We start from the raw sequence: 13,533 nt of genomic DNA on the forward strand, positions 1-13,533 counted from the left end.
AATGGTTTTCTTTTGTTCTAGGGATGTTCTTGTTTTGTGTCAACGCCAACCTCGGGATGGTGCTAAAGCGGCAGGTATTCCACGATATCGCCCGCTTTGCGCGCGGGATCGGACACAGGACGCACCAGCAGGGCGTCCGCAGTTGCCAGAACGGTTAACAAAGAACTGTCCTGCCTTTCATCGGGGCAGAGCGCATCATCGACAAAACGTGCCCGCATATAATGCGCACGTGGACCATTGGCGGGCAGGGCGCATGCCAATGGGGCGTGCTGTGCTGTCGGTTGGTTTTCGTTCAATCCCAGCATCTTGCGCAATACCGGTGCGACAAATACCTGCCCGCATACCATCGCGGATACAGGATTGCCGGGAAGGCCGATCATTGCAGCTTTGCCCAGACGACCAGCCATCAATGGCTTTCCGGGCCGCATGGCAACTTTGTAAAAGCTCTGCTCCAGTCCCATCTCTGCCGCGACCGGTGCCACCAGATCGTGATCCCCGACAGATGCACCACCGATCGTCACAATCAGATCAGCACCCTGAGCGAGCGTAAACGCCTGTTTCAACGAACTTTCCGTATCGCGTGCGATGGGCAGCAGGCGCACCTCAGCGCCAATACCCTCAATCATTGCGGCAAGCCCGTAGCTGTTGGATGCGATAATCTGATCGGGCCCGGGCTGTTCGCCAGGTTGGGCAAGCTCGTCTCCGGTGGCCAGGATGGCGACCCTTGGTTTGCGAGTGACGGGAACCTGCGCAATGTTCATCGCTGCCAGCAGGGCAATATCACTCGGACGCAGACGCAAGGGCGCATCAACGCGTTGACCCTTCTCAAAATCACCTCCGGCGGGGCGGATGTTGTCCTTGTCCCCGATCTTGTGTCCGAGTGTGATCAGATCCCCGCGCCGCGTCGTGTCTTCCTGAATAACAACAAAATCCGCGCCTTCCGGAACAGGGGCTCCGGTAAAGATGCGCACGGCCTGACCCGCTCCGACGCTGCCGTCAAATCTGTGACCGGCCGCAGCTTCGCCAATCACTTTGAACATCGCGTCCGGCTCCACCTCGGCGCGGCGCACTGCGTATCCGTCCATAGAAGACGCGGCGAAAGGGGGCTGTGTGCGGCTGGCTGCGACGTCTCGGGCCAACACTCTTTGCGCGGCATCGCGCAGATGGACGTTCTCGCTCTCCAGCGGCTCCACCAGAGCCAGCAAAGCCTCCAGCGCCTGTTCGACAGAGATCATTCCGCCTCGAACCGGCCGGACTTTCCACCGTCCTTAAGAACGACACGCAAGCCACCGATTTCCATCGTTTTATCTACCGCTTTCGTCATGTCATAGACTGTCAACGCACAGATCGAGGCTGCTGTGAGCGCCTCCATCTCAACGCCTGTCTGACCGGTCGTTTTGACCGTGGCCGTGATACGTACGCCGGGCAAGCCTGTGTCCAAGTCCAAATCTACACTGACCTTGGTAATCGGTAGGGGGTGACACAGCGGGATCAGATCAGGCGTACGTTTGGCGGCCATGATGCCTGCCAGCCTTGCTACCCCTAGAACATCACCTTTCTTGGCGCGACCTTCTGAAATGATATCAAAGGTTTCGCGCTGCATCTTTATGTGGTTTTCTGCGACTGCAATCCGGGCCGTCACGGCCTTTTCAGAGACGTCGACCATATGCGCATCGCCCTGCGCGTCGAAATGCGTGAGAGGCATTTACATCCCTCCGGCAGTGAGCGGATTTGCCAACAGATCGCGTGTGGCCGTCGCCACATCAGCCTGACGCATCAGGCTTTCACCGATCAGGTACACACGCGCGCCGTAAAGCGCCATATCCGCCAGATCCTGCGGCGTGTTCAGACCCGATTCAGAGACGATGATCCGGTCCGCCGGTACCGACTTCGACAAGCTTCGTGTCACATCAAGAGAGGTCTCGAACGTCTTGAGGTTGCGGTTGTTTATACCAATCATCGTGCTGGTCAGACGTCCGGCGCGTTCCAGTTCCTCTGCATCATGCACTTCGATCAAGGCGTCCATGCCCCACTCGGTTGCGCAGGCCTCAAGCTCAAGCGCCTGGGTATCTGATACGGACGCCATGATGATCAGGATACAATCCGCACCCAAGGCGCGGGCTTCGGCCACCTGATATGTATCGTACATGAAATCCTTGCGCAGCACAGGCAGATCACAAGCGTCTCGCGCTTGAACGAGGAATTCTTTGGCACCTTGGAAACTGGGCGTGTCGGTCAGCACGGAAAGACAGGTTGCTCCACCTTCTGCATAGGCCTGCGCCAGCGCGGCGGGGTCAAAATCTTCGCGGATCAAGCCCTTGGATGGGCTCGCTTTCTTGATCTCCGCGATCAACCCGTATCCTTCGCGGGATGCCGCGTGCAGGGCATCCGAAAACGGCCGCACTGTCGGCGCGGCTTTAGCATCTGCCTCGACCTCAGCCAGAGGTTTTGCCAGCTTATCCGCGGCGACTTCTTCAAGCTTATAGGCTTTGATTTTATCGAGTATCGTATCAGTCATAGTCCCTCCGGGTCGCCCCAGTTTATGGGCGCTAAGCCGCGGGCCTGCAACCATTCGTTGGTGCGAGAGAAGGGGCGCGATCCGAAAAATCCGCGATGCACAGAAAGCGGCGAGGGATGGGCGCTTTCGATCTTCAGATTTGCCCCTGCATCGACGTTCTTTGCAGCTTTCTGTGCGGGTCCCCCCCAGAGTAGATAGGCGCGGGGGGCACCGGCCAGTTCCGCCAATACTTGATCGACCAGAACGCTCCACCCCAGTTTTGCATGTGCCTTGGCCGCACCCTGCGGCACGGTAAGCGCGGTATTCAGGAGCAACACCCCTTGATCGGCCCAGTCAGAAAGATCAGTGCGCGATCGTGGCTGGCCCAGATCGGTCTCTATTTCCTTGAAAATATTCCCCAGACTGTCGAGCCGCCCGCCAAATCCGGTGGGGATGGAAAACGCCAAGCCGTCTGCTTTTCCCGGCGTGTGATAGGGGTCCTGCCCAAGTATTACGACGCGGGTGTCGCGCGGTTGTGTCCGTTCAAACGCGTGAAACACGGCTGGTGCCGGTGGAAAGACGGGGCGATGCTCCGCTTCCAGTGCTGTCTCAATCAGGGGCAGTGTCTCGTTAAAGAATGGTAGGTCCGACCAGGCACCCAGACGCGACAGATCGAACAAGGTCATTTTTCGTGAGATAGGGCGGCGACGCGGGCGATCTTTTCTTTTGCCGCACCTGAATCGATGCTTGCGCGGGCCATCTCAACGCCGGTTTTCAAGTCAGGTGCCGCGTCTGCCACAGTCAATGCAGCAGCGGAGTTCAGCAACACAGCATCGCGGTAGGCTGAGGCTTCGCCGTCCAGTAGCGCTTTGAAATCAAGCGCATTTTCCTCCGGCGTGCCACCGACGATTGCTTCAAAAGGATGCACCGGAAGGCCTGCGTCTTCGGGATGGATTTCAAATTCTGATACAGCACCGTCCGCAAGGCCGGACACCCAGCTTACGCCGGTAATGGTCAATTCATCCGTGCCGTCGGAGCCGTGGACCAACCATGCTTTGTCTGATCCCAGCGCCTGCAATGTCTCGGCCATGGGGCGGATCAGGTCGCGGCGGTAAGCCCCCGTGAGCTGGCGTTTAACGCCGGCGGGGTTGGTCAGGGGGCCAAGGATGTTAAAAATCGTGCGCGTTCCAAGTTCGGACCGCGTTGGCATCACATGGGCAATCGCCGGATGGTGCATCGGGGCCATCATAAAACCGATTCCGGCACCGGCCAGCTCGCGCTCGACGACCTTCGGGCCGACCATCACATTCAGCCCCATCTGCGTCAGCGCATCTGCGGCACCAGATTTGGAGGACAGATTGCGGTTGCCGTGTTTGGCGACTACAACGCCTGCACCGGCCACCACGAAGGCGGTTGCGGTTGAGATATTCAGCGTGCCTTTGCCGTCGCCACCTGTGCCGACAATGTCCATCGCTCCTTCGGGCGCTTTTACCGGATGGCACTTTGCGCGCATCGCCGAGGCCGCAGCAGCGTATTCGTCCACCGTTTCGCCCCGTGTGCGCAGCGCCATCAGGAAGCCGCCGATCTGGCTCGGCGTGGCTTCTCCTTCAAACAGGATCTCGAAAGCTTCCGCCGCTTGGTCGCGGGTCAAAGGGCCGTTTGCAGCCGCATCAATCAGGGGTTTGAGGGCTTCACTCATGCGGGCACCTTCATTTCATCTAGGAAGTTTTGCAGCAGGGCATGTCCATGCTCCGACCGGATCGATTCGGGATGGAACTGGACGCCGTGCAGCGGCAGTTCCTTGTGTTGAAGTCCCATGATGGTGCCGTCCTCAAGCTCTGCAGTGACGCGCAAGGCGTCCGGCAGGCTTTCGCGTTCCACCACCAATGAATGATAACGGGTTGCCGCAAAGGGAGAGGGCAGTCCGGCGAAAACGCCACTGCCATCGTGGTGCATCTGACCCATTTTGCCGTGCACGATCTCGCCCGCACGCACAATTTTCCCGCCAAACGCCTGTCCCAGCGTCTGATGGCCCAGACACACACCCAACAGCGGCACATGCGCTTTGGCGGCAGCAAGGGTCAGATCAAGGCAAATGCCAGCCTGATCGGGATCGCAGGGACCGGGTGAAAGCAAAATACCCGCAGGCCGCATCGCCAGCGCATCGGCGACGCTCAGCTTATCGTTGCGGTGCACCTGCACATCTGCCCCGAGAGAGCCCAGATAGTGTACAAGGTTGTAGGTAAAGCTGTCGTAGTTATCGATGAGCAGCAACAATGGTCAATTCTTTGCATCCAGAGGGTGCCTTAAGGCTGGCGACATGCCAACCGGGCAGGGTATAGTGAACCCCATAGATGTTCAGGCTTGCCGTGCGCCGTCAAGAGCGCGTACAGGCCGATTGAGAGAAGAGCCGTCCGAAACGTCGGATGGCCGAGCGAGCAGGAGATGTCGGGATGGCAGGCGGTTTTCTAAGCGGCGCGCTATGGGGCGGAGTGGTCAGCCTCGGAGTTGGTGCTGTTGCATCGGTCATGGTACCGGTTGCGCAAGCTCCGCGCGTGGACGCAACCGCAATGGACGGGGCGGAAGCACCCACGGCACCCGAAGTGTCGGTTGTGACACCCGACGCCAGTCTGAGCGCGCCCGATCAGGTGGTACGGAACGACCCCGCCTCGGACCAGCCAGAGCCGCCAGCCGTCGACACGCTTTCGACCATAGAAACCGAAGCGCCCTCGGCCCCTCGGGAGCCACAATCGGCAATCATCTCAGGTCTGGATGCGCCATCTGAGGGCGATGCGTCAGGCCCCCTTGCGCTAAACGCCGAAGATCCGGTGTTCCCCAACCCTCAGGCACTGGCCCCTATGTTGCCGCAGGAGCCTGATACGGTAAGCGTTGACACAGCCCCCGCTGATCTGCCCGACCCGGCACCTCAGCAGGGTACAGACCCGAATGGTGAGGCATCCACTACCGATCCCGAAGCACCAGCCGCCGTGACTGTCCAAGAGGATGACGCTCAGGAAGACCCCGCACCAGTAGAAAGCGAAACCGCAGCGACGCCCGAACAGGAGACACCACCGGTGGAAGGCACGGCCTCCGTGCCGCAGACCGCCCGCGTGGATCAGGGGGCTGAGACGGACACGCTGACACCTGATACACCGGCAGAACAGCAAGCAGACGGTACGCCGAACGCACCTGAGGCCGATCAGCAAGCCACGCTGCAACCCGTGGAGCCGCCATCCATTCTGGCCCCAGCGACGGAAGAACCCGAAACAGCTGGCGATGAGACGCCCACAGAAACAGAAGACGCACCCGAGGTGGCGATGCTGGCACCCACAGTGCGCCCGCAACTCGGCACGCCCGCCGTATCGCTGACAGAGCGCGACAGCGCCGTGCGTATCCGCAGACCCGAAGCGGAAACGGCAGAGGGTGGCGGCGAAGAGGTTACAGTAATCAACGAAGACCGCAGCGCGCGGGGCAGCGACCTGCGCCCCATCGTGCAATTCGGCCAACGTTTTACCAATCCCGATGGCAAGCCGCTGATGGGGATTGTTCTGATCGACGATGGCACCAGCCCGACAACCGGTGCCTCCGGCATCGCAGCATTGCGCAGCTTTCCCTACAGCCTCAACATCGCAGTCGACAGCAGCCTGGCTGACGCGACCGAGCGTATGAAGCTCTACCGCGAAGCGGGATTTGAGGTGATGGCCATGGTCGATCTGCCCGGCGGTGCGCGTGCCTCTGACGTTGAGACGACCTTGGGCGTCACGCTGGCCCAGCTTGGCGAAGTCGTCGGCGTGCTGGAGGGACCGCAGGGCGGTTTACAAAGCTCTCGCGAAGTGTCGGATCAGGTTGCCGCCATTCTTGCGCAATCCGGTCACGGACTGGTGACACAGGACAAGGGTCTGAACACCATGCCCAAGCTCGCCCGCAAGGAAGGTGTTCCAGCCGACCCTGTCTTTCGTGACTTTGACAGCAAAGGCCAGACCGCCACTGTGATCCGCCGTTTTCTCGATCAGGCGGCCTTCAAAGCGGGTCAGGAAGGGGCTGTGATCATGTTGGGCCGTTTGCGCCCCGATACGATCTCGGCTTTGTTGTTGTGGGGTTTGCAGGACCGCGCAGGGCAGGTTGCCATCGCGCCGATTTCGGCAGTGCTGACGCGGGAAAACGCAGGTGGATAACGCCTGCGGATACCGGATGTTCCTGCGCTAGAATTATACCCAACTTGCAGGATCAAGAGATACAGGCAGCCAGCGGTATACGCGCAGCTGCGCGATCATCGAAAGTGCCGGTCAGTGTCTCTCCATCCAGCGTTGCGCGGAATGTGGCACCTGAAATCTCTGATCCGTTGACCGTGATCTCGCGCCCGCCGCCTGTGTCGTCCACATCAATGGTAAAGGCCACCGATCGCGACGGTGCCAGCCCGCGCAAATCCAGCATCACTGCGCTGTCGCCATCTACCACCTTCGGCGTGGCGCTGAGAGTGTCGGCACCGGCGACAAGTTCAAACGGCTGGAAGACCTGAACGCCCGCGCCCGATCCCGTCACGTCGAAGATCAGCCCGGCAGGTGCGGTTCCAATGTCCAGTACAACCTGCATTGCGGGCAGAGCACAATCGCCCGCGTTGGTCAGCGTGAAACGGTCCTTGGGCGCACCCTCGTCAAACTGCATCGTCAGATCGGCAAACGCGCTTGTGGCAGTCAGGGCGAGAATGGTTGTGGCAAGTCTGAGCATGGGAAAGCCTCCTGTTAGACGCAACAGGTAGGGCATGCCTTCCATCGGGCAATGCCGGAGGGAGCTTTGGCGCGTCAGATAATCTCGTCTTCGTCGAACAAGGGATCGGTTTCAAGCTGCGTTGACAGATCGTCCACCGTGGCTTCGTCCGCTGTCGGGCTTAGCTTGGCCAGATGGAAAACGGCATCCCCTTCATTGACCACAGGCAGGATGGCCCGCCCGATCAGGATACCCGCCGCCGGTGCCAGAAGGTCGGTTTCCACATCCCCGAAGGGGTCGGAGACCGTGGCCAGAACATCGCCCTGTGCGACGGTCTCCCCCTCAGCGCGGAACGTGCGCAGCAGACCGCCTGCCGGGGCACGCAGCCATTTGGAGCTGCTACAAAAATGTGGGGCGACCTTGGCCCGCGCAATGCCTTTCGCGGGCAGCATATCCTTGCCCCGCATCACGCGCAGAATACCGGCGACGCCCGCCCGCACAGCCATTTCATCAAAGCGCAGACCTTCGCCCGCTTCGTACAGCAGCATCGGCGTACCAGCCTGCGCGGCAACGCCCCGTAATGATCCGTCCCGCAACGGCGAGGTCAGCACCACAGGTGCACCGAAATCCAGCGCCATCTGGCGCGTAAAGGGATCTTCCGGCGAGATACGTACCTGCGGCAGGTTTGTGCGATGAATGGCCGCTGAATGCAGGTCGATGCCGAAATCACAGCGCAGCACCACGTCCTGCAGGAAAATATGCGCCAGCCGTGACCCCATTGAGCCTGATGGGTGGCCGGGAAAGCAGCGGTTCAGGTCGCGCCGGTCCGGCAGATAGCGCGAGCGTGACAGAAATCCAAAGGAGTTGACCACAGGAACAACAAGCAACGTGCCACGCAGTGATTTGAGCTGCGGCGCACGGAGCAGGCGGCGCACAATCTCGACCCCGATCACCTCGTCGCCGTGGACGGCAGCACTCACACACATTGTAGGCCCGTCGCGTTTGCCGTGATGGACCTGTACGTTCAATGCAACTGGCGTGTGATCTGGGAGGATTGAAACGGGCAGGGCGATGTTTGCCGATGTGCCCGCTGCAATGCTCTCACCGGCAATTTCAAAGGCGGGACGCGGCATCAGGCTCAGTTCCGGCCAGAGCCGTCAAAGCGGGCCGCATCCGCAGCCGCGCGCCGGATCGCGCCGGATTTATGCACGGTTTCCATGTATTCAGCTTCTGCATCGCTGTCATAGACGACACCGCCACCGGCCTGAATATAAAGCGTTTCGTCCTTGATGACGGCTGTCCTGAGCGCGATGCACATGTCCATATCGCCGCCCGCGCTGAAATATCCGACACCGCCGCCATAGACGCCGCGCTTCTCCGGCTCAAGTTCGTCGATGATTTCCATCGCGCGGACCTTGGGGGCACCCGATACGGTGCCTGCGGGCATACCGGCAAAGAAGGCATCAAGCGCGTCGCAGCCTTCTTTTAACTCGCCCACAACGTTCGACACGATATGCATGACGTGGCTATACCGCTCGACGATGAATTCCTCGGTCGGGCGTACCGTGCCGATCTTGGCCACGCGCCCCACGTCGTTGCGGCCCAGATCCAGCAGCATCAAATGCTCTGCCAGTTCTTTCTCGTCGCCCAGCAGATCAACCTCCAACGCGCGGTCCTCTTCCGGCGTCGCTCCACGCGGGCGAGTGCCCGCAATCGGGCGGATGGTCACTTCGTTGCCAAAGACCCGCACAAGGATTTCGGGCGATGCACCCACCACATGAAAGCCGCCGAAGTTGAAATAGAACATAAACGGCGATGGGTTCGTACGGCGCAGCGAGCGGTAAAGCGAGAAGGGCGGGCGCGGGAACTGTTGCGCCCACCGCTGGCTCGGAACAACCTGAAATATGTCGCCCGCCACGATATACTCACGCGCCTTTTCAACAGCGGATTTGTAGCCTTCGCGAGTGAAATTGCTCACCGGCTCGGAGGCTTCCGACGCGTCGCCCAGATCACGGCTGGCACCCGGCATCGCACGTTCCAGATCGCGCACCGCATCCATCACACGCTCAGCCGCTTGCGCATAGGCAGCCCGCGCGGTTTGCCCGTCCGACACCCATGCAGGGGAAACGATGGTAACTTCGCCTTTCACACCGTCGAGCACGGCAATCACCGAAGGACGCAGCATAACTGCATCCGGCAGGCCCAGCGGGTCGGGGTTCACATCCGGTAGATGCTCGACCAGCCGGATCATGTCATAGCCCAGATAGCCGAACAGACCGGCAGCGGCTTGTGGCAAGTCTTCGGGCAGGTCAATCTGCGATTCAGCAATCAGATCGCGGAGCACATCCAGTGGATTGCCCGCCACATCCACAAAGGCATCAGCATCATAGCGGGCTTCGCGGTTCACGGCCGACGTCTCGTTCCGGCAGCGCCAGATCAGATCGGGCTTCATACCGATGATGGAATAGCGCCCGCGCACCTCGCCGCCTGTAACGGATTCCAGAACAAAGGCGTTTTCCGCAGCACCAGTCAGCTTGATCATCAAGGAAACAGGCGTGTCCAGATCAGCCGCGAGGCGGGTATAAACGATCTGGTTGCGACCCGCAGCATGGCCTGCGGCGAAGTCGTCAAACGAGGGGGTCAAAGCCATAACTGGTGTGCTTTACGGAAAGTTGACGTGAACAGCCTGCAAGGCCTGCTGGTCAATCTGCGGCTCTGCGCGGCGAACTACATCATCTGAATAGATCGTGAACAAATCCTGCGCGAGCGCCTGATCGATCTGACCGCTCAACTGGCTAAGCAGGGCGGCGTTGTCTTCGTCTACACCTGCAGGTGTGATTGCATCAAGGCGCAGGATCACGACACTGTCCTCGTTAGGCAGCACGGTGACGTCACCGACTTCCATATCGAAAACTTCGTTCATGAACCCTTCGGGCGTGTCGCTGACAAAGGCGTTCCTTGTAAGGTCCGTCTCGATGATCGCATCCAGGCCTGCGGCCTCAAAAGACGCATCACCGCTCAGGCTGTCAGCAAGCGTCGTTGCTTGCGCTGTCAGCGCGTCAACCAGTTGCGTGCTACGCCATGCGGCGCTGACCTGCTCTTGGGCATCCTCGAACGGGATCGGGCGTTCTGCCAGTTCCTCGTCCAGACGCATGGCAAAGATGCTACCGTCCTCAAGCTGTTCGATCTTGGGGAAGTCGCCGCTGTTCAACTCTTGGGCCGCCTCGCGGAAATCGACATAGGCGGCAATGCCTTCTGTTGTCTCGGGTGTCCATGCGATGCTGCCAAGGGTCATCTCTGTCTCGTTCGCCAACTGTTCAAGTGTGGCACCACCGGCAAGCTGGTCGTCCAGATCAGCCGCTCGGGCCTCAACGGCACGTACGGCACGGTTGAGCGACAGCTCCTCGCGCAATTCCTCGCGGGCGTCTTCAAAGCTGGTGGACTGCGCAGGCAAAACGCCGTTCACGCGGAACAGGGCAGGGCCAAGCGGACTGGCCTGCGGCCCGACAACTGTGCCGACTTCCGCGTTGAATACCGCTTCTCCCGCGGCATCCAGCTCAAGACGGCTGACATCGCCCAGATCAATATCTGCCAGATCAAGCCCGCGCTCTTCGACCAGCGCACGGAATGTTGTGCCATCGACCTCAAGCGCAGCAGCAGCCTGTTCAGCGGTTTCCTGGTCGGGGAACACCAAACGCTCGACCAGACGGCGCTCCGGCTGGTTGTATGTGTTTGCACGTGCATCATATTCGGCGCGCAGCTCTTCTTCCGGCACTACAACATCGTCGCTCAGCGTTTCCGGCGTCAGGAGGGTGTAGGTAATCATCTTCGTCGCAGGCAGCATGAAATCGTCTGTGTTTTCATCATAGTACCGCTGCAAAGCATCCTCGGACGGGCCTGCCAAAGGCGTGGTCAGAGCGTCTTCGCCCAGCACGCTCCAGGTAAAGCTGCGCTCTTCGGTGACATAGTTCACAAGGGTCTCTGCATAAGCGTCAGGCATGCGGACACCGCCAAGAATGGCACCTTGCAACAGGGTGCGGGCGGCTTCTTCGCGCAAGGATGTCTCGAACTCGGCCTCGGTCACGCCGCCTTGCTCCAATGCAAAGCGGTAGCCTTCGCGGTCGAACTCACCGTTTACGCCCTGAAAAGAGCTGATTTGCAGGATCTCCTCGCGCAGCGCTTCGTCCCCGATGGACAGACCCAGAACGCCATTCTCGTGATCCAGCGCCCGATTGCGGACCAGGCGCTGCAATACGGCACGGTCCAGACCGATCTGCTGCGCTTGGGCGAAGGGCAGTTGTTGCCCCGTCTGCTGCTCGATCGCGCGAATTTCGTTTTGCAACTGACGGGCGTAGGCATCAACGGGAATGGATTTGGTCCCGACAGAACCGATGGTGCGGATGTTGCCCGATAGGTTCACCGCGCCAAAGCCGCCAAGTCCGAGGATCAGCAGACCCATAAGAACCCACATTGCGCTCTTTCCGAGCCCCGAGCGTTTTGCCATGTTGACCGTCCCTTATACGTTGAAAACCGTGTCTAAGCCCGTCCTAGCCCCGTGGCAAGGCGGCGAGACGGTCAAATAGCTGTGCAATGCCCGCTGCATCCAGATTGGCAAAGGCAATCCGCAGTTGCGCGGCGCCTCTTGCGTCACCATCGGGGTAAAACATTGTGCCGGGCAGGCAAAGGATGCCTGCATCCCTGACCATCTGAGGTGCCAGTTCCGCAGAGCTGATCTCGAACGGGTGTTTCATATATGCAAAATAGCCGCCCAGACCCAGAAGCTGCCAACCGTGCTCCTGCAGGCGCGGCAGATTTTCAGTGATCGCGGCGCGGCGGTTCAGGATTTCATCACGTTCGCCTGCAAGCCACTGCGACAGGTTCTGCAAGCCCCAAAGCGCGGCATGCTGGCCAAGCTGGCCCGGACAAATTGCAACCGTATCGAGAAACTTTTCGACCTCTGCCAGCCGTGCCGCGCTTGTGACCAGAGCTCCCACGCGGTGTCCCGTCAGGCGGTAGGCCTTGGAGAAGGAATAGAGATGGATGAGGGTGTCATGCCAGTCGGGGTCTTGAAACAGCGCATGGGGAGGACCGCTGCGGCTGTCGAAGTCGCGGTAGGTCTCGTCCAAGATCAGCGCTATGCCACGACTGCGCGCCAGATCGAAAAGTGCCTGCACCAGACTGTCGGGATATTCGGCACCTGTCGGATTGTTCGGCGTGACCAGCGCAATTGCACGCGTGCGGTCCGTGATCAATGCAGCAGCGCGATCCGGATCGGGCAGCATATCCGCCTCGACAGGCAGTGCCACACTCTGCACGCCCGACATATCCAACCACATCTTATGGTTGAAATACCAAGGCGTTGGCAGAATGACTTCATCCCCTTCACCGCACAACATTGCGATGGCCGCAGCGAATGCCTGGTTACAGCCGGACGTGATCCCAACCTGATCGGCAGTGACCGTGCCGCCGTAGTGCGCTGCTGTGCGACTGGCAAGTTCCTCGCGCAATGTCTGCATGCCCAGAACCGGCCCATACAAATGCGCGTCATCGTGGGTCAGCGCGGCATCTGCCATCGCCTGCCGCAAGGCTTGCGGCGGTGGATCGACCGGGGCGGCCTGCGACACATTCATAAGCGGTCGGTCCGCAGGATGCGTCACGCCGTCAAGCCAGCGACGGGCCTCCATCACGGGGGGTGGAAAGGTGGCGGCGGTGCGGGAGAGGATCATCTGTTGCGTCCAATCAAGAGCGTAAAAAAGGCAGGGTCCGTACTGTCGTCCGGCTCAATCCTTGCCGCGATACGGCTCTACATATTGCAGGGCCATGTCCCATGGGAAGAAAATCCACGTGTCCTGACTGACGCCGGTGATAAAGGTGTCCACCTGCGGTTCGCCTTCTGGCTTCGCGTAAACAGTGGCAAAATGCGCCTTGGGATAGAGGGTGCGAACCAGTTCCAGTGTTTTGCCGCTGTCGACCAGATCGTCGACGATCAGGATACCGGTGCCATCGCCCATCATCTCTTGGTCAGGGGACTTCAGCACTTTCGCCTCGCGCCGTTCATCGGCTTTGCCGCCGCCCGAATGATAGGACACAACCGAGATCGTATCGACCGTGCGAATGTCTAGTTCGCGCGCAACAATCATCGCAGGTGCCATGCCCCCGCGTGTGATTGCCACAACTGCACGCCACGCACCATCATCGGGGCCCTTGCCATCCAGCCGCCACGCAAGCGCCCGACTGTCACGGTGAATCTGATCCCATGAGATGTGGAAACCTTTTTCGTGGGGCAGGCGGGTGTCGGTCATAAGGTCACTTTCAATGTGTGGTCTGGC

The 13,533-nt window shown here is 60.1% G+C and carries 13 protein-coding genes; 1 reads left to right on the forward strand and 12 read right to left on the reverse strand.

Annotated features, from left to right (window positions below):
- Nucleotides 1-62: 62 nt before the first annotated feature.
- Genes Z946_RS0117950 through Z946_RS0117975 form a run of 6 tightly spaced genes read right to left on the reverse strand, consistent with a single transcriptional unit; the run spans nucleotide 63 to nucleotide 4,774 of the window.
- Nucleotides 63-1,235 carry a molybdopterin molybdotransferase MoeA gene (locus Z946_RS0117950; protein WP_025057105.1) on the reverse strand — a complete coding sequence of 391 codons (1,173 nt, stop codon included), beginning with the start codon at nucleotides 1,233-1,235 and terminating at the stop codon, nucleotides 63-65.
- Complete coding sequence (gene moaC, locus Z946_RS0117955; protein ID WP_025057106.1) at nucleotides 1,232-1,705, reverse strand: cyclic pyranopterin monophosphate synthase MoaC; 474 nt, start codon at nucleotides 1,703-1,705, stop codon at nucleotides 1,232-1,234. The genes Z946_RS0117950 and moaC overlap by 4 nt, the downstream gene beginning before the upstream one ends.
- The gene (gene trpC, locus Z946_RS0117960) at nucleotides 1,706-2,518 is read right to left on the reverse strand and encodes an indole-3-glycerol phosphate synthase TrpC (RefSeq protein ID WP_025057107.1); all 813 of its coding nucleotides are present in this window, start codon (nucleotides 2,516-2,518) and stop codon (nucleotides 1,706-1,708) included. It lies immediately after the preceding gene.
- The gene (locus Z946_RS0117965; RefSeq protein WP_037969285.1) at nucleotides 2,515-3,183 is read right to left on the reverse strand and encodes a uracil-DNA glycosylase; all 669 of its coding nucleotides are present in this window, start codon (nucleotides 3,181-3,183) and stop codon (nucleotides 2,515-2,517) included. Before Z946_RS0117965 ends, trpC begins: the two co-directional genes overlap by 4 nt.
- Nucleotides 3,180-4,196: an anthranilate phosphoribosyltransferase gene (gene trpD, locus Z946_RS0117970; protein ID WP_025057109.1), complete on the reverse strand. Its 1,017-nt coding sequence runs from the start codon at nucleotides 4,194-4,196 to the stop codon at nucleotides 3,180-3,182. Before trpD ends, Z946_RS0117965 begins: the two co-directional genes overlap by 4 nt.
- A complete protein-coding gene (locus Z946_RS0117975; RefSeq protein ID WP_025057110.1) occupies nucleotides 4,193-4,774 on the reverse strand; it encodes an anthranilate synthase component II in 582 nt (193 codons plus the stop codon). Before Z946_RS0117975 ends, trpD begins: the two co-directional genes overlap by 4 nt.
- 149 nt (nucleotides 4,775-4,923) lie before the next feature.
- Here Z946_RS0117975 and Z946_RS0117980 point away from each other — a divergent pair, with 149 nt between their 5' ends.
- A complete protein-coding gene (locus Z946_RS0117980) occupies nucleotides 4,924-6,672 on the forward strand; it encodes a divergent polysaccharide deacetylase family protein (protein WP_081780852.1) in 1,749 nt (582 codons plus the stop codon).
- A 52-nt stretch (nucleotides 6,673-6,724) separates the two neighbouring features.
- Here Z946_RS0117980 and Z946_RS0117985 read toward each other — a convergent pair whose 3' ends face one another.
- The 6 genes from Z946_RS0117985 to gpt all read right to left on the reverse strand — a co-directional run bounded on the left by Z946_RS0117985 (nucleotide 6,725) and on the right by gpt (nucleotide 13,506).
- The gene (locus Z946_RS0117985) at nucleotides 6,725-7,225 is read right to left on the reverse strand and encodes a hypothetical protein (protein ID WP_025057112.1); all 501 of its coding nucleotides are present in this window, start codon (nucleotides 7,223-7,225) and stop codon (nucleotides 6,725-6,727) included.
- A gap of 74 nt (nucleotides 7,226-7,299) precedes the next feature.
- Entirely contained in the window at nucleotides 7,300-8,337 is a 1,038-nt protein-coding gene (locus Z946_RS0117990) for a succinylglutamate desuccinylase/aspartoacylase family protein (protein WP_025057113.1), read from the reverse strand.
- Nucleotides 8,338-8,342: 5 nt separating this feature from the next.
- On the reverse strand, nucleotides 8,343-9,854 hold the full coding sequence (gene trpE / locus Z946_RS0117995) for an anthranilate synthase component I (protein WP_025057114.1): 1,512 nt from the start codon (nucleotides 9,852-9,854) through the stop codon (nucleotides 8,343-8,345).
- Nucleotides 9,855-9,866: 12 nt separating this feature from the next.
- Nucleotides 9,867-11,708 carry a peptidylprolyl isomerase gene (locus Z946_RS0118000; RefSeq protein WP_025057115.1) on the reverse strand — a complete coding sequence of 614 codons (1,842 nt, stop codon included), beginning with the start codon at nucleotides 11,706-11,708 and terminating at the stop codon, nucleotides 9,867-9,869.
- Nucleotides 11,709-11,751: 43 nt separating this feature from the next.
- Entirely contained in the window at nucleotides 11,752-12,930 is a 1,179-nt protein-coding gene (locus Z946_RS0118005; protein WP_025057116.1) for an aminotransferase, read from the reverse strand.
- A gap of 54 nt (nucleotides 12,931-12,984) precedes the next feature.
- On the reverse strand, nucleotides 12,985-13,506 hold the full coding sequence (gene gpt / locus Z946_RS0118010) for a xanthine phosphoribosyltransferase (protein ID WP_025057117.1): 522 nt from the start codon (nucleotides 13,504-13,506) through the stop codon (nucleotides 12,985-12,987).
- Nucleotides 13,507-13,533 lie beyond the last annotated feature (27 nt).

The sequence above is a fragment of the Sulfitobacter noctilucicola genome (assembly GCF_000622385.1).
GTDB lineage: Bacteria > Pseudomonadota > Alphaproteobacteria > Rhodobacterales > Rhodobacteraceae > Sulfitobacter > Sulfitobacter noctilucicola.